The sequence below is a fragment of the Francisella orientalis FNO12 genome (assembly GCF_001042525.2).
Taxonomy (GTDB): Bacteria; Pseudomonadota; Gammaproteobacteria; order Francisellales; family Francisellaceae; genus Francisella; species Francisella orientalis.
In genome coordinates this window covers 557254-580160 of record NZ_CP011921.2, presented here as the reverse complement: position 1 = coordinate 580160, position 22907 = coordinate 557254, and the positions used below count along the sequence as shown (strand labels likewise).

The window sequence follows — 22907 nt, the reverse complement described above, 5'->3', positions numbered from 1 at the left end:
AGCTTATAGATAATCTATTATGTTATCATATAGTAACCTTAATTTTTATAGTAATATTAAATTTATGCCTGAACTTCCTGAAGTAGAGACTGTCAAAAGAGGTTTAACCAAAAATATTATTAGCAAAAAGATTAAAAGTGTACAGATAAATACTGATAAGCTTCGCTATCCCATAGATAAAGCTCAACTTCTATTACTAAAAAACAAAGTTATAAAGGATATCCAAAGAAGAGGTAAGCATTTAATTATTATTCTAGAAGATAACTTACAGTTAATTATTCATCTAGGTATGTCAGGTGTCGTTAAAATTGTAAATACTTTTGAATACAACAAGATAAAACATGACCACATTATTTTAGAATTTTCTAACAACTTAAATCTAGTTTATAATGACCCGCGTAAATTTGGATACTGGTTAGTCAATACTAATAAGATGCCACTAGAACACAAAGTTTTAGCCGCTCATGGAGTTGAACCTTTAACAGATGATTTCAATGCTGAATATTTGATATCTAAATTAAAGAAAACGACTAGAAAGATCAAACAAACTATAATGGATAATAGCATAGTTGTTGGCGTAGGAAATATATATGCTAGTGAAGCATTATTTGATAGTAATATCTTACCCACAAGAGCTTCTAACTCCATCACAAAAAAAGAAGCTGAGAGGCTTGTAACTTCAATTAAGAAAATACTTGATAAAGCAATTGCCGAAGGTGGTACAACACTCAAGGACTATAAAAATATAGAAGGTAAACCCGGTTATTTCACTCAACAACTCAATGTTTATGGTAGAGCTAATCAAAACTGTCTCATCTGTAGTACTAAAATTGAAAGCTTGGTGATAGCCCAAAGAAACACATTTTTTTGTAAAAAGTGTCAGAAATAAAACTACATATTTAGAAAGTACTTATGTACTGAATAATCTTCAGTCAATTCAGGATGAAAACTACTTACTAAAATATTATCCTGCCTAACTAGTACAGGAGAATTATCAATTTTAGCTAATATCTCAACATTATCGCCCACTCCAGTAAATTTTGGGGCTCTAATAAATATAGCTTTGATAGAATTATTCATAAAACTTAAGTTTGTCACAAAACTATCAACTTGACGACCATAACTATTTCTCTCTACCTCAATATCTATAAGACTTAAATACTCAGAACCTTTTGATAAAATTATACTACCTGCACAAGTTCCAAAAACTGGATTTCGTAAGCAAAAATCTTGTAATTTATCAAAAATTTGATGCTTATTTAAAAGATTTAATAATGTCGTACTCTCCCCCCCAGGAATGACAAGCCTATCAATTTCATCAAAATCATTTGCAAATTTGACCAACTTAACTTCTGCACATAAAGATTCAAGCATCTCAGCATGTTTGTGGAATCCTCCTTGAATCGCTAGTACGCCTACGCTCACAGACATCTTTTACCAACCTCTTTGTGAGAATTTCTCAAAATCACAATTAATACCAGTCATAGGCTCACCAAGATCTTCAGAAACTTCAGCTAAAATTTTTGGATCATTATAGTATGTAACAGCACTAACTATAGCTTTAGCTCTCTTTAGAGGATCTGCTGATTTAAATATTCCAGAACCTACAAATACTGACTCAGCTCCTAGTTGCATCATAAGAGCTGCATCAGATGGAGTTGCCACACCTCCCGCAGAAAAGTTTGGTACTGGTAACTTACCATTTTTGTATATATACTTAACCAGATCATAGGGGGCTTGCATATTTTTTGCTATAGCCATAAGCTCTGACTGATCAGCACCTTTAATGTAATTAATATCTTTGTTAACTTGTCTTAACTGTCTAACAGCTTCAACAATATTACCAGTCCCAGCTTCACCTTTTGTTCTAATTAAGGCAGCACCTTCACCAATCCTTCTTAGAGCTTCACCCAAATTTGTACAACCACATACGAAAGGAACTTTAAAGCTATCTTTAGCTATATGATTAAGATCATCCGCAGGACTTAAGACCTCACTTTCATCAATAAAATCAACACCTAAGGACTCAAGAATCTGTGCCTCAACAAAATGTCCTATACGAGCTTTTGCCATCACAGGTATTGAAGTTACTGACATAATTTCTTTAATCAGTTTCGGATCTGACATTCTAGCGATGCCACCATCTTTGCGGATATCTGCCGGCACTCTTTCTAAGGCCATCACAGCCACTGCACCTGCCTGTTGAGCTATCTCTGCCTGCTCGGCATTGACGACATCCATGATAACACCACCTTTTAACATCTCAGCTAAACCAATCTTTAAATTAATATCTAACATCTATAAACTCCACTAAGTTTTTTGCGCTTTAAAATTTACGAAAGATTATAGTTTTTTAATTTGCTGTAGATAAATTAATTTTTGTTAAAATTTAAAAAAATGTAGAAGCAAAAGAAGAGTTAGAATTAAACGTCCAAATTAACAACATTAAGCGCGTTAGACTCAATAAAATTCCTACGAGGCTCAACTTCATCACCCATAAGAGTAGTAAACAAAGCATCTGCTTCAACAGCATCTTTGATTGATACTTGAAGTAGGACTCTATTATCAGGATCCATAGTTGTCTCCCAAAGCTGACCAGGGTTCATTTCTCCTAAACCTTTGTAGCGCTGTACATCATTACCTCTTCTTGCTTCTTTAAGTAACCCATCAATTGCTGATTCAAAGTCATCAACATATTCTTTTTTAGCGCCCCTTTCTACATAAGCACCTTTGAAAGAAATATCAGATAACACATCACCATAAGTAACAAGATCTTCATAATCTTTAGTAGTAAAGAAACTATTTTTAACAATATAGTCAGTATCATAACCATTTATATAATGATTAACACCATAAGAAATAGTTTCTTGACCATCCTCATCTACGTCTTTAGTTTCTATAAGTTTAAATCTTTCGTAAGATAGTGCCTTCTGATTACACTTCTCAACAATAGTTTCCCACCATTGCTTAATATCTGCACTTTCATCTACATACTTAGCACCATATGCCATCACTCTGAGTAATTTTTCAGGATATGTTTTTGCATACTTTTTAATTACTTTTTCTGACTTCTGATAGAGCTCATAATAATTAGTCAAAACTTGACCAGAAATAGCATTACCCCCTTCAAGGAAAATAATAGCACCCTCTAGACCAATATTACCAAGATATACTGCTAAAGCATCTTCATCTTTTAAGTATGTTTCTTGCTTACCTTTTTTAACCTTATATAAAGGTGGTTGTGCAATATATAAGTACCCTCTCTCAACGAGTTCAGGCATTTGTCTATAAAAAAATGTTAAAAGAAGAGTTCTAATGTGAGATCCATCAACATCGGCATCCGTCATCAAAATAATTTTATGATATCTAGTTTTATCAGGATTATAGTCTTCTGCACCAATACCACAACCTAGTGCTTTGATAAGAGTAGCAACCTCTTGAGAACCAAGCATTTTGTCGAAACGAGCTTTCTCTACATTCAAAATCTTACCTTTTAGAGGTAGAATTGCTTGAGTTTTACGATCACGAGCCTGTTTAGCTGAACCTCCTGCAGAATCTCCTTCTACTAGATAGATTTCAGATAATGAAGGATCTTTTTCTTGACAATCTGCTAACTTACCTGGAAGACCTGCGATATCCAAAGCTCCTTTACGACGAGTCATATCACGAGCTTTACGAGCTGCTTCACGAGCTTTTGCAGAGTCTAAAATCTTCTCACATACTATTTTAGCCTCTTTAGGGTTCTCTAAAAGAAACTCTTGTAACTTCTCATTTACTAATGATTCAACAGCAGATTTAACATCTGACGATACTAGTTTATCCTTTGTTTGAGAAGAGAATTTAGGATCTGGAACTTTTACAGACAATACAGCAGCTAAACCTTCTCGAGTATCCTCACCTGTAAGTGTAACTTTAAGCTTCTTATTTAAACCTTCTGACTCAATATATGTATTCATTGTACGAGTAACAGCAGCCTTTAAACCTGATAAGTGCGTACCACCATCACGTTGAGGAATATTGTTTGTAAAACAGAAAATAGACTCTTTGTAAGAATCATTCCACTGCAATGCAAGCTCAACCTGAATATCATCTTTGATACCATTTACAGCAATAACATTTTCATGGATTGGCTTCTTACTATTATTCAAATATTTTACAAAGGCAATAATACCACCATCATACTTGAATGTTTCTGATCTATTATTGATTCTATCGATAAGCTCTATTTTTACACCTGAATTTAAGAAAGATAATTCACGAATTCTTTTCATAAAAATATCATAATCAAAATCGACAAAAGAAAATGTATCTTTACTAGGCTTGAAAGTGATAACAGTACCTTTTTTATCGGTAGCTCCAACTTCTTTAAGTGGAAATTGCGGAACACCATGAATATATTCTTGATAGTGCTCGATACCATTACGATATATTGTAAGTTTCAGCTGTTCTGATAAAGCGTTAACTACAGAGACACCGACACCATGTAAACCACCAGAAACCTTATATGAGTTGTCATCAAACTTACCACCAGCATGAAGTACAGTCAAAATTACTTCTGCAGCTGAACGGCCTTCTTCTTTATGAATATCTGTTGGAATACCGCGTCCGTTATCTGACACAGATACCGAGCCATCTTTATTTATAATGACTTTAATATCATCACAATGACCAGCCAAAGCTTCATCGATAGCATTATCAACAACCTCAAATACCATATGATGCAAACCACTACCATCATCTGTATCACCAATGTACATTCCTGGTCTTTTTCTAACTGCATCTAAGCCTTTGAGTACTTTAATACTCGACGAATCATAAGCTTTATTTTCAGACATTAACAAGCTCCAATATATATTTATGTTTAAAATCTACAACCACATGACATTATAACACAAATAAACGTTTATATTAATTTAGATCAGTAACCTTGTAATAATCCTTCAGGGGTTTTCATTTAATATAGAAATGCTAATATAATCTTATGACTTTAGATATAAAGCAAGTTTTAGAACCTTGAAAAAGAAAAATATTTTAGTAGTAGTATTGTTAATTGTTGTAATTGCTTCTAGTTTTCTGATCGGAAAGAAGTCGGGAATACAAAAAGCTGAGTCAATTCACCAAAGTGAACTTAGAATACTAGAACAAAGTAAGCTATCTCAAACACCTGAAAACAGCTTAAATTGTCGCCCTAAGGTCAGTTCAAAAAGAAATAACTATGTTATTGGCTATGGAAGTTTGATGAATAAAGATTCTCGACAAATAACTGTCCCCGAAGCAACTTATGCAGCGCCTGTAATCGTTAGTGGTTTTGAAAGGTTATGGGCATCACGTGGTGATAAATCCCATGCTACATTTTTATTAGCTGTGCCAAATAAGGGCTATGTAATGAATGCAATATATTACCAAGCTAACGCATCTGATATTTCGGCAACAGATTTAAGAGAAGCATCATACTGTCGTGTAAAAATACCACACAAAGACATTGTTCCGCTAGGTATCAAAAGCTTACCCAAAGGCGACTATTGGATGTATGTTAAAGACTTCAAAGATGCTGAATTCCCGAATAAAGACTACCCTATTTTGCAAACTTATGCTGATGTTTTTATGACAGGATGTTTACAAACTCAAGCAGAGTTTAATCTAACAGAATTCGGTAAACTTTGTTTTACAACAACTTATGGTTGGGATTTAGCTAACTGGCTGTATGACAGATCAAACCCCCAATACAGTAGATACTCAAAAGACACAGAAAAATATCGTACTCAAATAGATAGTATCATTCATCGCTTAACTTTTGATGATGATCCATTATAATTACCCATAATTCAATTTCTTGCTACACAATTAAATGAAAGTCACTGATAGAAAAATATGTATTGCTCCAATGCTAGATTGGACGGATAAGCACTATCGCTATATGATGCGTCTAATAACAAAGCATACTATGTTATATACAGAGATGATTACCTTGAATGCCATAATACACGGCAATAAAGATTTCTTATTAAAATATAATCCTGAAGAAAATCCTGTTACATTACAGCTTGGAGGATGTGTCCTAGAAGATTTTATAACATGCGGCAAACTTGCACAAAGTCTTGGCTACAATGAAATTAATATAAACGTAGGTTGCCCTAGTGAAAGAGTTAAAAAAGGTAATTTTGGCTTATCTTTAATGGCAGAGCCTGAACTTGTAGCAGATTGTGTCAAAGCTATGAAGGATAATTTAGATATACCCATTTCTGTAAAATGTCGTATTGGCTATGATTATAATGACAGTTATAAGGATTTGTACAACTTCGTTAATAAACAAGTACAAGCTGGTGTTGATTATCTTTGTATTCATGCTCGCAAAGGTTGGCTTAATGGTCTATCTCCCAAAGAAAATAGAACCATTCCTGAGCTAAAATATGATATTGTTTATAATATTAAAAAAGATTTCCCAAATCTTGAACTAGGCATCAACGGTGGTATCACAACCATAGAAGATACCCAAGAACACTTAAAGCATGTAGATAGTGTAATGATTGGTCGCGAGGCTTATCATAACCCTATGTTATTTAAGGATTTTGATAATTTGTTTTATAATCATCCGATCAAGGATATATCTCCACTTGAAGTAGCTTATGAAATGGCTGAATACATAAAAATCCAGTTAAGTAATGATCCCAATATGAGACTTAACAATACAACGAAACACACATTAAACTTATTTAATGGTTTGCCTAATGCCAAAATCTTCCGTCGCTATTTAAGTGAAAATGCAACTAAAAAAGATGCTAACGTAGATACTTTCTTAAAAGCTCTAGAAGTATTTGGATAATATTACGATCTCTACTTCATACTTTTAAGCTGTGTTTGAATTTTTGATGCTGACCATTTTACAGCCTCTTGATAATCATCTGTTACAGAATTTGTTTGTTTGTCAGAAATTACATATATTTTATCCGCATTACTCTCAAGCTGCTCAGCACTCATATTTGCTAAATCAGTAGGAAGGACTATAAATGCGTGAGAGCCATGGAATCCAATTAGCTTGCCTAGCTTTCTTGTTTCAAGTTCTTCAGTAGCCGCCTTCTGCTTAAGATTATTATCATCGACTTTAATTCCAAGTCGTTTAGCAGCATTCACGACATCTGCATTTGTCAAACGACCACTACTCTCACGCTGTGAGAAAATTGCTTTGTTGTATGCTAAAAACAATTCTGATCCACCTTGAAGATACGCTTCATTAGCAACTAACGTCGCATAATTTGCAACTTTAGCATCTCTTTTTAATGAAGGATATGCCTTAAAGATAAATTCTGTATCTGGATTTTCTTTAATTAGCTTATTCATTTCTTTTGATATTTGCGCACACATTTGCCACATGCATAGTCAAAGAATACAACTACTGCTTTTTTAGCATTTTTTGGACCAACTCTAGGAGTGGATTTGTCATCCAATAGACTACTCATTACCATAGGAATTGCTATCACTTCTGCATACGATCTAGTATCTTCACTTTTTGTCAATAGCACATCATCTACAGAGGTAGTTGGCCTAGTCTCAACTTGTTGATTAGCACAACTAGATAGCATTAAGCCTAAGATACTCAATATAGATATAATAAACCTTCTCAAAACTATTCTCTTTTTTATGAGTAAAATGTAGTACTAAACCTAGTATCTAGGCATTTATTGTAACATCATAATAAAAAAATAAAACTATTTGAACTCTATAAATAAATATTCTAACAAAGAGTACTATAGAAATATGCAAGCATCATATAAGTTAATTTGCTAAATAGATTCTAATAGAAAGCTGACTATAAATAAATTTATCAATTAATTTTGATTCCAAACTGAGAAGCTATATTTTGAACATCCTTTTTATTAATTTTTTTGATGTCATTTGCATTTAAATCCTGAATAGACTTACCATTAATCTTGGTGTTGTTAATAATTTGTTGTGCTTTCCTATCTAAACCTGCTTGCTTAGCAACTTGACTAGCAACATTTTTGACTGTATCGACATTCAATAGATTCTTCAAAGAAGAGGCATCAACACTAAAGTCAAGTTTATTCAAATCACCAGTGATAACACCATTTAATGTTAAGCTAGGAATTTTCTGAGTAAACTGGTTAAAGCTAACACTTACAATATCAAATTTTAGCTGCAGAGGTATATTGAACATTATATTTCTTACTCCGCTAAACTGCCACGTTCCTTGACCAGATACTGTTAAGCTATTAGCATCTATATTAACCCCCTGAATATTCAAACCTTTAATTGCTTTACCTGCTACATTCTGCAAATTGAACTTGACAGTATTATCAACATTTAGCTTATTTGAAACAACTACGCTAACATCAATATCACTATTATTCACAGATTTAACATTAATTACTGTTGGCTGGCCCAATAACACAGGATTTGTTGATATGTTAGTTATATTAGCATCGTAGGTAGTACCTGCATTTTGATAACCTTTTATATCAAAGTTTTGAATTACAAAACTAGGATACTTATCACGAAGCATTTCATTTTTTACATTCGCGTAACCATATACTTTAGCTTGTTGCTTTGGTGTAACTGATCCTGCCTGTTTAGCACCAGTTGTATCATCCTCACTACTAGAACTTAAGTTTGATAAGAACTCTGCTGCTTGCTTAATACCATTAGCAACTTCTTTAGTTTGTTTTGCATTAGCTTCTAACTTTTGAAGATCTACCTGTTGTAAGTTTTGACTTGCCTTACCAATACTTTCTATAGCTTTCTTCTTGAATTCTTCTGAGTTTATACTAGCACCATTTTTAGGTGTTGCTTTAGTATTGATGTATAAGCTAGCTTTCTTAGCTCTTTGTTTATCCAAAGATACACCAGTAACTATCACATTTTTTAGTGTTAATTGTCTAGTAAGTAAATTTGAAATATTTAGACTTGCATTCACATTTTTAGCATAGAATCTATCCTTATCAAGATTTTTTGGATCTGTCACGCCTAAACCTTTAATATCAAGACTTGCATTTGTAAAATCTAAACTTAACGATTGATAATCTACTGTTGCTCCATTTGCTTTAGTCAACTGTTGCTTAATGATATTTGATACCATTGATATTTCTAAAAGCTTAGGAGAATATATCAAAGTCGCAATAATTAAAGCCACAAGAACAATTCCTGTTAATCTAAATGGCTGTCTAAATTTGCGATTTTGCATTTCAACCCAGTCAACTTTTGCAATATTCTTACCTAAGAAAATCCAGCTAGCTACCTTAACAAAAAAATTCTTGGTAATTTTGTTATATAGTTCTGTACCTGACTGAATAGACGACATTTTTGCAATTATGTTTTTATATATCTTGGCAATAATAAGGCCAAATATAACACCTAAAATTATTGCTAAAACAAATCCTCCTGCAACAAGATAGTAATCAAACCCTGCATAGGCTAAGACTGGCGTATTAACCATAGCCTTGAAAATCGGTTGTGTAAAACCATCTAGCAAAAACTGTCCGAATGAGAAGCTAATAATCTCCAGCAAAAATAAAAGTGCTTTTGCGATAATCGCAATAAATACAAACACACCAATATTTATCCTAAGAATCACCACCAATGTTATTACTGCTACAAAGAGTAATGGTGAGTATGAGATTCCCGGAATAAAACCAAACACAAACGCTAATACTGATGTAATTAACAATTGTGCAGGCGTGAGTTTAGAAAAAATAGTCGATTTAATTTTATTAAATATGTAATCAAACATTCCCAATCACCTTATTTTATTTTTAAATTTACCAAATAATATTACTATAATTGCATTTTATTAACGACTTTTTTAGGACTAATCTTTCAGCATTCGAGAGTTTTAGTAAAAATTATATTTACTTTAAGTAAAATGTAACACCACCATAAGCAAAATACTTATAGACGATAAAATCAATGATATTGAGTACTCTATTACATGCTTTAGCTAAAGAGTTTTCATATATCCTATTCTTTAAGTTTAAATTCTGTTTTTTATTAGAAAAAATAGCGTAAATGAGTTATTATTTGAGATGTTATTTAACAAAAATTTTGTCAAACGATCAAATAAGGAAGAAAATCAATGAACTTACATGAATATCAAGCTAAAGATCTTTTAGAAAGCTATGGTCTAAAAGTTCAAAAAGGTATCGTAGCTCATAACCCAAATGAAGCTGCTCAAGCATTTGACCAACTTGGTGGTAAATTTGCTGTGGTTAAAGCTCAGGTACATGCTGGTGGTCGTGGTAAAGCGGGTGGTGTGAAAGTTGTTAAATCATCTCAAGAAGCTCGTGAAGTAGCAGAAAGCTTAATCGGTACAAATCTTGTTACTTTCCAAACTGATGCTGAAGGTCAGCCAGTTAATTCTGTAGGTGTATTTGAAGATGTATATCCTGTTACTCGTGAGTTATACCTTGGTGCGGTAGTTGATAGATCTAGCCGTAAAGTAACATTCATGGCTTCAACTGAAGGTGGTGTAGATATTGAAGAAGTAGCTCACAACACTCCAGAGAAAATCCTTAAAGTAGAAGTAGACCCATTAGTTGGTCTTCAACCATTCCAAGCTCGTGAAGTAGCTTTCAAACTTGGTCTTGAAGGTAAGCAAATTAATGATTTCGTTAAAACTATGCTAGGTGCTTACAAAGCATTTGTTAAGTGTGATTTTGCATTATTTGAAATCAACCCTCTTGCAGTTAGAGAAAACGGCGAAATCGTTTGTGTTGATGGTAAAATCAATCTTGATTCAAATGCTCTTTATAGACACCCTAAATTATTAGCTCTTAGAGACAAATCTCAAGAAAATGCTAAAGAACTTAAAGCTTCTGAGCATGAGCTAAACTATGTAGCTCTTGAAGGTAACATCGGTTGTATGGTAAACGGTGCTGGTCTAGCAATGGCTACTATGGATATTATCCAATTATACGGTGGTAAGCCTACTAACTTCCTAGATGTAGGTGGTGGTGCTACTAAAGAAAGAGTAATCGAAGCTTTCAAACTAATCCTAGATGATGAAAATGTAAAAGCTGTTTTAATTAACATCTTCGGTGGTATTGTGCGTTGTGATATGATCGCTGAAGCAATTATCGAAGCTGTTAAAGAAGTAAACGTAACTGTACCAGTAGTTGTTCGTCTAGAAGGTAACAATGCAGAAAAAGGCGCTAAAATATTAGCTGATTCAGGTTTAAAACTGATACCTGCTGATGGTTTAGCTGATGCTGCTGATAAAGTTGTGAAATCACTAGGTTAATAAATTAAAACAGTTAAAAGGATATTAAATAATGAGCGTATTAGTTGATAAAAATACAAAAGTTTTAGTACAAGGTTTTACTGGTAAAAACGGTACTTTCCACTCTGAGCAAGCTATTGCTTATGGTACAAATATCGTAGGTGGTGTAACTCCTGGTAAAGGTGGTACTACTCACTTAGACAGACCAGTTTTTAACACAATGGCTGAAGCTGTTGCAGCTACTGGTGCGGATGCATCTGTAATCTATGTACCAGCTCCGTTTGTAAAAGATTCTGCTATCGAAGCTATCGATTCTGGTGTTAAGTTAGTTATAATCATTACTGAAGGTGTTCCTACTCTAGATATGTTAGTAGTTAAAGAATACTTAAAAGGTAAAGATGTACAAGTTGTTGGTCCTAACTGTCCTGGTGTAATCACTCCAGGTCAATGTAAAATTGGTATTATGCCTGGTCATATTCACCAACCAGGTAAAGTTGGCATCATTTCTCGTTCTGGTACTCTAACTTATGAAGCAGTTGCTCAAACTACTAAGTTAGGCTTTGGTCAATCTACTTGTATCGGTATAGGTGGAGATCCAATCCCTGGTATGAACCAAATCGAAGCTCTCAAACTTCTAGAGAATGATCCTCAAACTGAAGCTATCATCTTAATCGGTGAAATTGGTGGTACAGCTGAAGAAGAAGCTGCTGAGTATATTAAACATAATGTGACTAAGCCAGTTATCGGATATATCGCTGGTGTTACAGCTCCTCCAGGAAAGCGTATGGGTCATGCTGGTGCGATCATCTCTGGTGGTAAAGGTACAGCTGAAGAAAAATTCGCTGCGTTTGAAGCTGCTGGTATTGCTTATACTAGATCACCTGCTGAATTAGGTTCTAAACTTAAAGAAGTTACTGGTTGGTAATTTTTATTTTCTAAATATTTTTTCTTTATTCATATTTCAATTTTATAATTTAAAAAATCTAATTTAAAGTCATAATATAGTTTCATATAAGCTATTAACTTACTAGTGAAATTATGTTTAAGAAAATAATTTTATTTTTTAGTCTTACAATACTACTCCTATCTACCAACATAGGGTATTGCTTATCAGAGAGCAAAAATATGAGTCCTGTGACATTAGAAACATTAGAAAACGAAAATCATAAACAAAACAAAGAATGTGGCACACTATCTACCATCCTTACGACGCCTATCTCAGCAATAGGTATAGGAGCAGGAACTATTTTAATGGTACCTGTAGGCCTATTGGGAGGAATGGCTGGCGGAGCTATGATGTCCCCGATGATGTTTGATAGTGGTGGCTTAAGTAAAAATTCATTTATACAGCCATTTCAAATAGGTAACGCTGTTATTTTAGGAGCTATTTTAGGTGATGGAGTAGGAGCTATTGAACTACCATCAGTAACAGCATCTAGCCTGACGCAGAAAGCAAAAGATAATTGCAATCTTATATAAATATCTAAATCACTTTAATAGAGATTACTATGATAACATCATAAATCAGTTTCAAATATTCTGTAATCCTTAGAATTACTAAACTTATATTGAATAGAAAAGCGAGAAATAATATGGCAATAATCGAAAGAAATGGTACAAAAATTTTTTATAGTATTGTTGGTCAAGGATCTCCTCTTGTTATGCTACCTGGATTAACAGGTGATCAAACAATGTGGGGAAATATAGTTTTAGAATTACAAAAATATTATCAGGTTATTCTAATTGATAATCGTGGAGCTGGTAGAAGTCAAGTTACTCAAGCACCTTTTAGCATCTCAGATATGGCAAATGATGTCATGAGTGTAATCGAAAAGTTAAATCTAAAGAAAACTTCTATATTAGGACACTCAATGGGAAGCTATGTAGCTCAAGAATTTGCAATACAATATCCTGAAAAGCTTGATAAACTGATTTTAATAAGTACTCGCTGTAAAGCATCTCCTTTATCAACAATCCAAAGCGAAATAGCATTTCATCTAATAGAAAGTAAAATTGACTCCATTGTGTTAATTAAAAACTCAATGACATGGTGCTTTGGTGAAACCTTTATGTCAAATGAGAAAAATGTCACAGACTATATTGAGCGCTCTTTAAATCGACAATATCCTACACATTTAGAAGGATTTAAACATCAAGTACTAGCTATTAACTTCTTTGAAAACAATAGCCTAGAGAAAATACAAGCCCCAACACTAATTATTAGTGGAGAAGAAGATCGAATAGCCCCTATTCCTTATAGTGATTATATGAAAAAACATATCCAAAATTCACAACAAGTAATTCTAAAAAATGTGGGGCATATGCCACATATCGAAGATTGTGATCAAGTTGTTCAACATATAAATGAATTCTTAAATCATATTTAATTATTTTTATAACTAGCAGATCTTAAAAATCTTCCTTAGCTTCTCTAGAGAGATTGTATTACCTATAAATATTAAAAAATATAAGATGTTATAATAACAAACTATAGATAAAACTAACTTATAAAATAATGCCATTGCCATATAAAAAAACTATTATAATAACCGGTGCAAATAGAAGTATAGGTCTTGGTTTCGTCAAATATTATTTAGCAAAAAACTTTAATGTAATCGCAACTTGCCGTGATCTAGCTAAAGCAAATGACCTAAAAGAACTTTCTAAAAAATATCAAAATCTTATTATAGAAAAACTAGATGTTAGTAGCTCTACAGACCAAGAGCAATTATTTCAAAAATATAAAAGTATAGTTATTGATATATTGATAAACAATGCCGGTATCTATCCTGAAGATCATAAAAAAATAAGCATATCTAATACAGACCCTAGTTGGATAATCAATGCTTTTCAAACAAACTGCTTAGGCGCTTTTTATCTTATTCATAATTTTAAAGATAATCTACTAAGATCTGATAATCCAATAGTTATCAATATGGCTAGCCAAGCAGGATCTATTAGTTAAACGAAAGCTGGTTTTGGTTATTCATACAGAATATCTAAGGCTGCTCTTAATATGTTAACAAGAACATTTGCTGCTGAGTGCCCAAAGATAACTACTATAAGTCTTCGACCTGGCTGGGTTAAGACTAAGATGGGTGGAGATAACGCTACTATGGAAATTATTGATAGCATCCAAGCAATGACGAATCTTATTGAGAATCTCCGTCATGAAGATTCTGGGAAGTTTTTAGATGCTCAAGGAAATATTGAGCAATGGTAAAATCTCCTGAAATACTTCTAAATCAACCTTGTTATATTTTAGAATCACTTAAATAGTTGCAAGTTTTATGAATTAAGCTTATAGAGTAGTTTATAAAACTTAAACATATTGCTATTCTTTATCCTAATTATTATTACAACTATAAATAAAATGTCACTACAAACTATTAAAAAACTATCTATTATTTGCATTATTGGTGCTTTAGTAATGTGGGTTTTATACCCTTTTGTTTACTCTATTCTTTTGCAGGACTTTTAGCAATAATACTTGCTCCTCTTCAAGAGTACTTAGAGCAACATATTGGTAAACATAGAAGTAGTTTCCTACTAGTTATGGGGATTCTTTTGTGTGTTTTATTCCTATATTAATTGTTCTGTATTATGCTATCTCAGAGATTGTTTCATACTTACAACATCCAGAAACACTTTCACAAATTTTTGCTACGCTTGGTGATTCTATAGGTAAAATTCCTTACATAGGAAGTATCCTTTAAGAACATTTTGACAAACTAATAAAAGCAATTAACGATGATAGCGACACCATAATCTCCAATTTAGGTCAAATATTGCCTAAAGTTAGATACGTAGGCTCAACATCTATAAGCTTTATAACAGATTTTTTGATTACACTTCTACTGGTATATCAATTCCTAGTTAGTAGCTCTACTTTAGAAAAATTTGCAAAAAAAGTAGTACTTAAAGATTTTGATGATAGTGATAGTTTCATATCTACAGCAATTATTACAACTCGTAGAGTAAACTTAGCAATTTTCTAACCGCATCACTTATTGGTAGTATCATGGCTATAACATTCTTACTAATAGGCATGCCAACACCAATTTTACTTGCATTTACTGTAGCTATAGCATCTATGATCCCATTTATGGTAGGCATTGTTTATATACTTATCGGAGCTAGCGTATTTATAGTATATGGTGCTACTAAAGCTATTATATTAGTAGTTGGTTTTGCTCTAAATATTTTTACTGATAATATTATGCAACCTAAAATTATCAACAAACAGGTACAACTTAGTTTCGCTGCCTCATTGATAGGTATACTAGGAGGAATCTAAGCTTTTGGATTTATCAGAATATTTCTTGGGCCTGTAATATTTAATGTTACATTTGTTGGTATAGAAAAACTTATGAAAAATAGTAAGTAATATTATATTTTTAAGGCGCTGGAAAAGCATCGAAACTATGAGCTGATGCTAAGTTTTCATCCCAATTAGCTTTACTAGCCATAAATATATTAGCTGTTGGCTTAATATCTACTTTATCATCTAGACTACCGGCAGGCACTACTACTAAATTAAATTCTGATTGCTCAAAAGGTAATGCTGAACCACATTCACTACAAAAACTTTTTGTATGATGTGATGCAGATAGTTTATATTTTTTGACAAATTCTTGACCAGATTGCCAATTTAATTTTGTATTTGATGAAAACAAATTAGCGGCATGAGCTGAACCAGTATCTTTACGACAATGCTCATAATGACACAAAAAGAAATTTTCAAAACTACCATTAATTTCAAATTGAACAGAATTACAAAGACACGAATCTTTGAATGACATATTTACCTCGATTAGATTATCAGATCGGAAATTATATTCGATATGCATTAGATATCAATAGTTACTAAGATTTTTTAACTATTAAAAGTAAATTTAGCACTAGCTTATCGTTTAAAGTGTTTAAATATAATCTCTAGAAAAATTTACGCCATCTTAAAACTAGATATTTAGATGAGCTAACAATTCATGTTATTGATAGTCAAGACAATCGCTATGTGGCAAGCTTTAAAGGTAGTGAACCCGTCTTCTACTGGGTTTGGACTGATGGTATGAATGAACCTGTTAAAAAACAGGCTGAATTAATATTGTAGTTATTTACTTTTCTTAATACATCTATTTAAAATAGATATATTCAAATAAAATGCTCTAGTAAATAACAAAATTACTTTTATCAGTTTTTACTATATTAATATCGCTTAGTATTTCATTCTCAGCAGAAAGAGATTATATGGGGTATCGAAAGATCAAGTTAAAAACTCTGTTCAAACAATGCAAATTTATGATGCTTCATTGATATACCCATATCCAACATGGTTTAGCACAGGTCTAATTAGAGATATATATAGAAGTCAAAAAGGGATTAGTTTTTTATATGAGCAAATACCTACAGGACAGAGTTTTGATGATTGGAAAGAAATATATACCATATCAGGATTATATGACAAAGAAAATAAGCTTAGTGTATCTCAATATGCTAACTATGTTCTATCTGGGTTTGTAAAGTTATGTGGTAAAAATGTTAAAATTCTAAATACTGCAAAGACAGAATCTTCAAGTATGTCAATTTTGCTATGTGGATCCTTATCAAATAAAAATATAAAAGCCTATAATAACAATCCTGGTGAGATAGCTATTTTTAAATTTATTAAATTCAAAAGCACTATAATACAAATTGGACAAGAATGGAAAACCAAATCATTTGATGCCCTACCTAGTATTAATCAAGCAGATTTTTTAGAAAATACCTATAAATACGTTAATAGTAAAGAGGCATTTTCAACTGCGTTCAAAGAAATTCATGAAAATGTTAGTGTTACTCAAGCTATTTCAAAACCATATTAACTTTAAGAACCTATAACCCTATACCCAAACCAATCAGGTTTTAGATTATATTCTTCATCACTCGGAGTTAAATGAATATACTTACCTCCAATAGAGCTAATCTCTAAACAATCATCGACTTCCATAAGATTATCTTTGTGCTGATGTAGAGAGTTTTTTAGTAGACTTTGCTTTGCTTTTTCTTTTGCTTCTGTTTTATCTGCAGCAACAAATAAAGCAAACTCATGTAGCTCATTTAGCTTAGATTCATCATAGCCACCAAGATTGACAAAATATAACTTTCTATTAAAGTTTTGGGGTCTATCTTGGATAGATATTTGATAACCATCTGCGCCTTTGAGAGCTTTATAACTATCCAAATGTAATCCTTTGACCGTGCTAAACCAATTTTGTCTAAGTTGCTCATAGGTATCTTCGATAGTATTACCAATTACAAACTGTACATCATGTAACTCGATATTTGCTTTGGGTGCGCTCCCGCCAAGATAAACGATAAATAGTTGACTCATAAAAAAATCTATAAAATTAATTTTGTTACAAACAATTATACTAACTCTAAAACAAATTGAAGACTATGAATTATGATTAATAAAGGGTTACTCATTAGTGGTTAGTAGCGAAACCAACATAAAACTAATGTTATAATATGATAAATCAAAGTTAGATAATCTGCTCATCCATGACAACCCTAGAAATCTGTATAGATAACTATCAATCAATTATTAATTCTCAAAAAGCCAGTGCTGATAGATTAGAACTCTGCTCTGCTCTTGGAGTTGAAGGACTTACACCCTCTCCTAGCTTAGTTAAGTTTGCCAAAGAAAATTTTACAGGTTCACTACAAGCCATGATTCGCCATCGTGCTGGTGATTTTTATTATGATGAGATAGATCAACAAATTATGCTCGATGATCTAAGAGCAATGCTTGAACTAAATGTTAATGGAATTGTAATTGGTACTTTAACTAAAGAAAATAAAATTGATAAAGAGTTTCTAAAGCCATTTATCAAGCTGGCAAAACAAGCTGGCAAAGAACTAACATTTCACAGAGCAATTGATTTAACAACAGATATATACACAGCTACTCAAGAAGTTATTGAACTAGATTTTGATAGAATTTTAACATCTGGAGCTAGGCCAAATGTAATACAAGGTTTAGAAACTATAAAATCACTACAAGAAAAGTTTGGTAGCCAAATTCAAATAATGCCTGGTGGTGGAATTAACTCAAATAATATAAAAGAAATACTCGAAACTACAAAAGTTACAAATATCCATTGCTCTGCTTCTAAAAAATTTTTGCGAGATACTGAAACTACAGCATTCCCAGCTTCTGCGTTAGAAATTAAAATTAGTCAGATTGATGAGATGAACACAATAAAATCAAATCTTAATAAAGCTATATTCTAAGCACTTTGAGTAGCTATTGATAACCTATACTTTAGCACAAATATTATTAGCATCCCTAATATAGAAACTATCATACCTGCAATTACACTACTCGAGTATGAAAAACCATAAGCAATTACTAGACCTCCAGCAAAAGCACCTATTGCATTTGCAATGTTAAATCCTGCAATACTTAGCGTAGAGCCTAACATTTCAGACCCTTTGAAAACTTCTATTACTCAGGTTTAAACAGCTGGAACTAGAGCAAATGCAAAGAATCCTAATCCAAAACTTATAACTATTGCAAAAATTTTAAAGTTAGCTGTTAGATACATCAATAATAATGCTAATACAAGACCAACTAAATTAATAACTGTAGCATTTATTGCGCCAACTTTATCAGTTAATTTACCACCATATAAGTTCCCAAAAAACATTCCTAAACTAGCTAAGAATAGTATATACGGAATAGTTTTATTTGAAAGCTCTGTTACATTTATCATTAATGGAGATATATAACTATACCATGCAAATAATCCAGCAAAACCTAAAGAAACTACTCGTAAAGCTAACCAGCTATTAGATTTTAATAATATGTGCTTATCTGATGTACTGGTAGAATCCTTAGATTTTTCTAGCTCTAGATTTGGAATAAACAACAACACTGTAACAACTGTCATAATACCTATCAAAGCAACTATCACAAATGCACTTACCATCCGACCATCAGCGCTAAAGATGTTGTCAAAGGAATACCCAGAAGATTAGCTACAGTTAATCCAACAAATATCAAAGCTATAGCTTGTGATTCTTTACCTGGATCAGCTATACGCATAGCGACTACAGAACCAACACCAAAAAAGGCACCATGAGGTAAACCCGATAAAAATCTTGCAACCATTAGGAACTCATAATTTGTCGCAAATATTGATAAACCATTAAATAATGCGAGCATAATACTTATCACTATAAATAACTTTTTAGGGCTATATCTTGATGAGAAAAATATTAATAATGGTGCTCCAACTACAACTCCTAATGCATATATACCTATCCAGTGTCCTGCCTCTGGAATACTCACATTAAAATACCCTGCTACCTCAGGAAGTATTCCCATCATGATAAATTCTGTCATCCCTATCGCAAGACCTCCTAAGATTAGTGGAATTAAACCTTTTTTCATATTAAATTCTCCTTAGAATTAAAAGTATTTCTGAATATACTCATCAAATCTGATAAAGTCATCTTCTAATGTAGGATTTTTAACCAGATCATACATCACGAAAGTTGGTATTTTCTGCATCCCTAAAAATCTAAAATTCAAATGCATAGGCAAAACATGTCATCGGGTGTTTTACCTTCTAATAAATATTGGTCTTTGTCATAAAATGCTTCAAAAGGTGCATTATATGTAAGAGCCACTAAAGAATACTCTTACAAATCAATTATTGAACTTTGATTTTATCTCGTTTAGAAATAGATAATCAGTATAACCTACAGATGTACCTCCACCAAACAAGGTATGTGAATCTGTGATTTCATTTAGTTTAGAGCCAGTTTTCACTCTTTCAGGAAAATCATAGTTAGCCAAGAATTTTCTTCCAAAACCAACCAAATCAACTAAATTATTGGCAATAAGAGTATTAGCTTCTTCAGGTGTTTTATTACCTGTTACAATAATTGTTCTACTAAATATTTTTCTTAATTTTTCTCTAAAATAAGAAGGAATCTTAGGAGCATCATCCCAGTCAGCTTCGCAAAGGTGTATATATGTCACACCCATTTTTTCTAACTCATATACCGCAAGTATTATAGTTTCCAATATTTCTGGATCAGACATATCTTTAAAACTTATAAATGGAGAAAGTCTAACACCAGTCTTATCTGCACCAACTTTTTCAATAACTGCTTTTGTAATTTCCAACAAGATTCTAATTCTTTTTTCTTTAGAACCTCCATATCCATCCGTTCTCAAGTTAGAATTACTACGCAAAAACTGGTCAATCAAATACCCATTTGCACCATGAATTTCCACACCATCAAATCCAGCGTCTATAGAATTTTTGGCTCCTATGGCGAATTCTTCTATTACATTGTTTATATCTTCTTTAGTCATCTCTCTTGGAGTCTCCACAGGAACGAATGTAGCGTCCCCATTGGGAGCGCCATCAAATATATATACAGAAGTATCTTTAGCTATAGTTGAAGATGGGCCTATTGGCTGTAGGCCGTTTACTTGAGAACTAGATACACGACCAACATGTCATAATTGCAAAAAAATTTTACTACCTTTGTCATGAACTTCTTTAGTTGTTAGTTTCCAACCTTCAATATGATCCTTTGAATAAATGCCTGGAGTCTTAGCATAACCCTTGCCCTGAAGAGAAATCTGTGTTGCCTCAGTAATAACAAGTCCCGCACTAGATCTTTGACCATAATATTCAACCATCATCTCATTAGGAACGTCACCTGGTTGAGAGCTCCTTGATCTAGTCATAGGTGTAAGTACAAATCTATTTTTTAATTCCACTTGTCCCATTTTATAATCACAAAATAAGTTTTTCATAATATTTTCCTTATAAACTTAAACTTTTAATGCCTGATATCAATTATACTTTTAACTTTTTAAATAATAATATACAAAAATATCAAATAACTTTTTAGAAAAAATAAAAGATGAAAATGTTATATGAGCTCAAATTATTTGTGGCTGCTATTAACTACGGTAACTTATCTGCTGCTGGATGAGAGTTTTATTTATCTCCCGCTAGTATTAGCAATAAAATTAAGCCCTTAAAGAGTATTACCAAACTAAACTTCTAATAAGAACTACAAGGAAAATAGAACCTACTAAAGCAGGAGAAAAGCTTTACATTACTGCTATTAAGTTGCTAGAACAATTAGAAAACTTACAAGAAGATATTCAAAATAATGAGAGTTCTGCGGAAGGCATTATTAAGATAACGATTCCTTTTGACTTAGTAAACAGATAATCCTACCAATTTTAGATGAGTTCAAAGAAAAAATCCTAACATCCAATACGATATAAATCTAACTGATGATGTAATTTCCTACAATCAATTTCCTTTTGATATAGCAATTAGATATGGCAATCTACCAGATAGTAACTTTATTGCAAAAAAGCTCGTCGATAACTATAGAATGCTATGTGCCAGCCCCGAGTATCTACAGAAGATGAATATATCTAACATCAATGATATAAATATGTTAGATAACTATGATTTCATAACACTAAAAATAAACTCTAACACAATCAAAAAATTGTACTTAATTGATCAGGAAAATAACAAATATGAAGTTGACATAAAACCATCTTACATAGTTAATAATGGCTACATAAGTAGACAAATGTGTATTAATGGAAATGGGATAAGTGAAAAATCATATTGGGATGTTAAGCAAGATTTAGAATCAGAAACATTGGTACAGGTTCTACCAAAATATAGAGTAACACTCAACAAAAATGATAAACCTGAAAACATAATATAGTATAGTACGTCCTTCGAAGCAGTTTCAGCTGTATAGAATAAGAATGTTGAGCGAATTTATAATAAATAGTTTTTCAAAACTCAAAAGTTAGAAACATTACTTAAACTTAGATATAATTCTACCTAATTAAATTGGTTAACTAGAAGTATGATAAAAAATATATTCTTTGACTTAGATGGCACACTTGTAAATACAGTTGGTGACCTAACAGTTGCAACAAATACCATGCGTAAACATTTTAGACTTGAGCCGGTATATGAAGATGTCTTAGCTAGTATTATTGGCAAAGGCTATCCTACTACTGTTAGAAAAATTTTAGCATTAGATTTCAATGATAATGATTATATTGAATCTATAGCTGATATAGGTGTCAAAATTGTCAGTCAAACATACAAAACCCTAAATAGTGCAAATAGTAGAGTATATCCCCACGTCATTGAAACTTTAGATTTCTTAAAGCAACAAGGTATCAAAATGGCTGTTGTAACAAACAAACATGAAGATGATGCCATACAGTCTCTAACTCATTTAGATTTGATTGGCTATTTTGAAGTAATTGTTGGTGGAGATACTACAACCAGCTATAAACCATACTCAGAACCTCTCCTGTTTGCTATGAATAAGCTAAATGCTAAAGCCGAAGAGAGTTTGATAGTTGGCGATTCTATGAATGATTATTTATGTGCTAAAGAGGCAAATGTAAAAACTATAATGGTAAGTTATGGTTATCATAATGGTATAGATCTAGAAGCTCTAGATAGCTTCGCTTATATTGATGATTTTGCAGCAATTAAAAACCTTGTCAAAGAAATAAATCCACATTAGCAGTTAGTAGTTTCAAAAATAAACCTCTTAAGAAGGTTATTTCAAAATTTCACTTGAACAAGCACTATGATATAATTGCGCCATAATC

Annotated in this window: 21 protein-coding genes and 5 pseudogenes; 15 read left to right on the top strand and 11 right to left on the bottom strand. The window is 32.4% G+C overall.

Annotated features, from left to right (window positions below):
* Window positions 1-64 precede the first annotated feature (64 nt).
* A complete protein-coding gene (gene mutM, locus FNO12_RS03030; protein ID WP_174805274.1) occupies window positions 65-889 on the top strand; it encodes a bifunctional DNA-formamidopyrimidine glycosylase/DNA-(apurinic or apyrimidinic site) lyase in 825 nt (274 codons plus the stop codon).
* A 2-nt stretch (window positions 890-891) separates the two neighbouring features.
* Here the strand turns inward: mutM and pdxT are convergent, their stop codons facing one another.
* From pdxT to gyrB, 3 genes are all read right to left on the bottom strand, one after another.
* Window positions 892-1431: a pyridoxal 5'-phosphate synthase glutaminase subunit PdxT gene (gene pdxT / locus FNO12_RS03025; protein ID WP_014715138.1), complete on the bottom strand. Its 540-nt coding sequence runs from the start codon at window positions 1429-1431 to the stop codon at window positions 892-894.
* A gap of 3 nt (window positions 1432-1434) precedes the next feature.
* Entirely contained in the window at window positions 1435-2298 is an 864-nt protein-coding gene (gene pdxS / locus FNO12_RS03020) for a pyridoxal 5'-phosphate synthase lyase subunit PdxS (protein WP_014715137.1), read from the bottom strand.
* A 125-nt stretch (window positions 2299-2423) separates the two neighbouring features.
* A complete protein-coding gene (gene gyrB, locus FNO12_RS03015) occupies window positions 2424-4835 on the bottom strand; it encodes a DNA topoisomerase (ATP-hydrolyzing) subunit B (RefSeq protein ID WP_014715136.1) in 2412 nt (803 codons plus the stop codon).
* Window positions 4836-5013: 178 nt separating this feature from the next.
* Here gyrB and chaC point away from each other — a divergent pair, with 178 nt between their 5' ends.
* Both chaC and dusA read left to right on the top strand, forming a co-directional pair.
* Window positions 5014-5814 (top strand): gamma-glutamylcyclotransferase ChaC, encoded by an 801-nt coding sequence (gene chaC, locus FNO12_RS03010; RefSeq protein WP_014715135.1) that lies wholly within the window; start codon window positions 5014-5016, stop codon window positions 5812-5814.
* A gap of 34 nt (window positions 5815-5848) precedes the next feature.
* A complete protein-coding gene (dusA, locus tag FNO12_RS03005) occupies window positions 5849-6823 on the top strand; it encodes a tRNA dihydrouridine(20/20a) synthase DusA (protein WP_014715134.1) in 975 nt (324 codons plus the stop codon).
* Window positions 6824-6834: 11 nt separating this feature from the next.
* Here dusA and FNO12_RS10315 read toward each other — a convergent pair whose 3' ends face one another.
* The 3 genes from FNO12_RS10315 to FNO12_RS02995 all read right to left on the bottom strand — a co-directional run bounded on the left by FNO12_RS10315 (window position 6835) and on the right by FNO12_RS02995 (window position 9745).
* Window positions 6835-7338, bottom strand: coding sequence for a thioredoxin domain-containing protein (locus tag FNO12_RS10315; RefSeq protein ID WP_234387221.1), 504 nt, complete (start codon window positions 7336-7338; stop codon window positions 6835-6837).
* On the bottom strand, window positions 7335-7598 hold the full coding sequence (locus FNO12_RS10310; RefSeq protein WP_234385433.1) for a hypothetical protein: 264 nt from the start codon (window positions 7596-7598) through the stop codon (window positions 7335-7337). Before FNO12_RS10310 ends, FNO12_RS10315 begins: the two co-directional genes overlap by 4 nt.
* 224 nt (window positions 7599-7822) lie before the next feature.
* Entirely contained in the window at window positions 7823-9745 is a 1923-nt protein-coding gene (locus FNO12_RS02995) for a TIGR03546 family protein (protein WP_030003397.1), read from the bottom strand.
* Between the two features lie 342 nt (window positions 9746-10087).
* On the opposite strand from FNO12_RS02995, the gene sucC reads away from it, so the two are divergent.
* The 7 genes and pseudogenes from sucC to FNO12_RS02965 all read left to right on the top strand — a co-directional run bounded on the left by sucC (window position 10088) and on the right by FNO12_RS02965 (window position 15617).
* The gene (gene sucC / locus FNO12_RS02990) at window positions 10088-11251 is read left to right on the top strand and encodes an ADP-forming succinate--CoA ligase subunit beta (RefSeq protein ID WP_014715132.1); all 1164 of its coding nucleotides are present in this window, start codon (window positions 10088-10090) and stop codon (window positions 11249-11251) included.
* A 31-nt stretch (window positions 11252-11282) separates the two neighbouring features.
* The gene (gene sucD, locus FNO12_RS02985) at window positions 11283-12155 is read left to right on the top strand and encodes a succinate--CoA ligase subunit alpha (protein ID WP_014715131.1); all 873 of its coding nucleotides are present in this window, start codon (window positions 11283-11285) and stop codon (window positions 12153-12155) included.
* Between the two features lie 113 nt (window positions 12156-12268).
* Window positions 12269-12709: a hypothetical protein gene (locus FNO12_RS09630; protein ID WP_041257351.1), complete on the top strand. Its 441-nt coding sequence runs from the start codon at window positions 12269-12271 to the stop codon at window positions 12707-12709.
* 89 nt (window positions 12710-12798) lie between these two features.
* Entirely contained in the window at window positions 12799-13617 is an 819-nt protein-coding gene (locus tag FNO12_RS02975; RefSeq protein ID WP_149294481.1) for an alpha/beta fold hydrolase, read from the top strand.
* A gap of 128 nt (window positions 13618-13745) precedes the next feature.
* Window positions 13746-14195, top strand: coding sequence for an SDR family NAD(P)-dependent oxidoreductase (locus tag FNO12_RS10305; protein WP_231138816.1), 450 nt, complete (start codon window positions 13746-13748; stop codon window positions 14193-14195).
* 51 nt (window positions 14196-14246) lie between these two features.
* Complete coding sequence (locus tag FNO12_RS10300; protein WP_231138815.1) at window positions 14247-14453, top strand: Rossmann-fold NAD(P)-binding domain-containing protein; 207 nt, start codon at window positions 14247-14249, stop codon at window positions 14451-14453.
* 150 nt (window positions 14454-14603) lie between these two features.
* Window positions 14604-15617: pseudogene (locus FNO12_RS02965) on the top strand (AI-2E family transporter).
* A 10-nt stretch (window positions 15618-15627) separates the two neighbouring features.
* Here the strand turns inward: FNO12_RS02965 and FNO12_RS02960 are convergent.
* Window positions 15628-16032 carry a GFA family protein gene (locus tag FNO12_RS02960; RefSeq protein WP_014715128.1) on the bottom strand — a complete coding sequence of 135 codons (405 nt, stop codon included), beginning with the start codon at window positions 16030-16032 and terminating at the stop codon, window positions 15628-15630.
* Between the two features lie 137 nt (window positions 16033-16169).
* Between FNO12_RS02960 and FNO12_RS11485 the strand changes: the two are divergent.
* Both FNO12_RS11485 and FNO12_RS02950 read left to right on the top strand, forming a co-directional pair.
* Window positions 16170-16343, top strand: a pseudogene (locus FNO12_RS11485) (asparaginase); the annotation flags it as partial.
* A gap of 178 nt (window positions 16344-16521) precedes the next feature.
* Window positions 16522-17094 carry a hypothetical protein gene (locus FNO12_RS02950; protein ID WP_014715127.1) on the top strand — a complete coding sequence of 191 codons (573 nt, stop codon included), beginning with the start codon at window positions 16522-16524 and terminating at the stop codon, window positions 17092-17094.
* Window positions 17095-17096: 2 nt separating this feature from the next.
* On the opposite strand, the gene FNO12_RS02945 is transcribed toward FNO12_RS02950, so the two are convergent.
* Window positions 17097-17603, bottom strand: a complete 507-nt coding sequence (locus FNO12_RS02945; RefSeq protein WP_014715126.1) for a DUF1543 domain-containing protein — start codon at window positions 17601-17603, stop codon at window positions 17097-17099.
* A 170-nt stretch (window positions 17604-17773) separates the two neighbouring features.
* Between FNO12_RS02945 and FNO12_RS02940 the strand changes: the two genes are divergently transcribed.
* A complete protein-coding gene (locus tag FNO12_RS02940; protein ID WP_014715125.1) occupies window positions 17774-18505 on the top strand; it encodes a copper homeostasis protein CutC in 732 nt (243 codons plus the stop codon).
* Here FNO12_RS02940 and FNO12_RS02935 read toward each other — a convergent pair.
* From FNO12_RS02935 to FNO12_RS10285, 3 genes and pseudogenes are all read right to left on the bottom strand, one after another.
* A pseudogene (locus tag FNO12_RS02935) lies at window positions 18502-19667 on the bottom strand (MFS transporter). The gene FNO12_RS02940 and the pseudogene FNO12_RS02935 sit on opposite strands and share 4 nt — an antisense overlap.
* An 18-nt stretch (window positions 19668-19685) precedes the next feature.
* Entirely contained in the window at window positions 19686-19814 is a 129-nt protein-coding gene (locus tag FNO12_RS10290) for a hypothetical protein (protein WP_257295771.1), read from the bottom strand.
* Window positions 19815-19925: 111 nt separating this feature from the next.
* Window positions 19926-20981, bottom strand: a pseudogene (locus tag FNO12_RS10285) (alkene reductase).
* A 179-nt stretch (window positions 20982-21160) separates the two neighbouring features.
* Here FNO12_RS10285 and FNO12_RS02925 point away from each other — a divergent pair.
* A pseudogene (locus tag FNO12_RS02925) lies at window positions 21161-22085 on the top strand (LysR family transcriptional regulator).
* A 56-nt stretch (window positions 22086-22141) separates the two neighbouring features.
* A complete protein-coding gene (locus tag FNO12_RS02920; protein WP_014715121.1) occupies window positions 22142-22819 on the top strand; it encodes an HAD-IA family hydrolase in 678 nt (225 codons plus the stop codon).
* Window positions 22820-22907: the final 88 nt, after the last annotated feature.

Excerpts from the sequence above, each read along its gene's own strand:
- mutM (WP_174805274.1), top strand. The coding sequence starts at position 65 with ATGCCTGAACTTCCTGAAGTAGAGACTGTCAAAAGAGGTTTAACCAAA.
- pdxT (WP_014715138.1), bottom strand. The coding sequence starts at position 1,431 with ATGTCTGTGAGCGTAGGCGTACTAGCGATTCAAGGAGGATTCCACAAA.
- pdxS (WP_014715137.1), bottom strand. The coding sequence starts at position 2,298 with ATGTTAGATATTAATTTAAAGATTGGTTTAGCTGAGATGTTAAAAGGT.
- gyrB (WP_014715136.1), bottom strand. The coding sequence starts at position 4,835 with ATGTCTGAAAATAAAGCTTATGATTCGTCGAGTATTAAAGTACTCAAA.
- dusA (WP_014715134.1), top strand. The coding sequence starts at position 5,849 with ATGAAAGTCACTGATAGAAAAATATGTATTGCTCCAATGCTAGATTGG.
- FNO12_RS10315 (WP_234387221.1), bottom strand. The coding sequence starts at position 7,338 with ATGAATAAGCTAATTAAAGAAAATCCAGATACAGAATTTATCTTTAAG.
- FNO12_RS02995 (WP_030003397.1), bottom strand. The coding sequence starts at position 9,745 with ATGTTTGATTACATATTTAATAAAATTAAATCGACTATTTTTTCTAAA.
- sucC (WP_014715132.1), top strand. The coding sequence starts at position 10,088 with ATGAACTTACATGAATATCAAGCTAAAGATCTTTTAGAAAGCTATGGT.
- sucD (WP_014715131.1), top strand. The coding sequence starts at position 11,283 with ATGAGCGTATTAGTTGATAAAAATACAAAAGTTTTAGTACAAGGTTTT.
- FNO12_RS09630 (WP_041257351.1), top strand. The coding sequence starts at position 12,269 with ATGTTTAAGAAAATAATTTTATTTTTTAGTCTTACAATACTACTCCTA.
- FNO12_RS10305 (WP_231138816.1), top strand. The coding sequence starts at position 13,746 with ATGCCATTGCCATATAAAAAAACTATTATAATAACCGGTGCAAATAGA.
- FNO12_RS10300 (WP_231138815.1), top strand. The coding sequence starts at position 14,247 with ATGTTAACAAGAACATTTGCTGCTGAGTGCCCAAAGATAACTACTATA.
- FNO12_RS02960 (WP_014715128.1), bottom strand. The coding sequence starts at position 16,032 with ATGTCATTCAAAGATTCGTGTCTTTGTAATTCTGTTCAATTTGAAATT.
- FNO12_RS02950 (WP_014715127.1), top strand. The coding sequence starts at position 16,522 with ATGCAAATTTATGATGCTTCATTGATATACCCATATCCAACATGGTTT.
- FNO12_RS02945 (WP_014715126.1), bottom strand. The coding sequence starts at position 17,603 with ATGAGTCAACTATTTATCGTTTATCTTGGCGGGAGCGCACCCAAAGCA.
- FNO12_RS02940 (WP_014715125.1), top strand. The coding sequence starts at position 17,774 with ATGACAACCCTAGAAATCTGTATAGATAACTATCAATCAATTATTAAT.
- FNO12_RS10290 (WP_257295771.1), bottom strand. The coding sequence starts at position 19,814 with ATGCATTTGAATTTTAGATTTTTAGGGATGCAGAAAATACCAACTTTC.
- FNO12_RS02920 (WP_014715121.1), top strand. The coding sequence starts at position 22,142 with ATGATAAAAAATATATTCTTTGACTTAGATGGCACACTTGTAAATACA.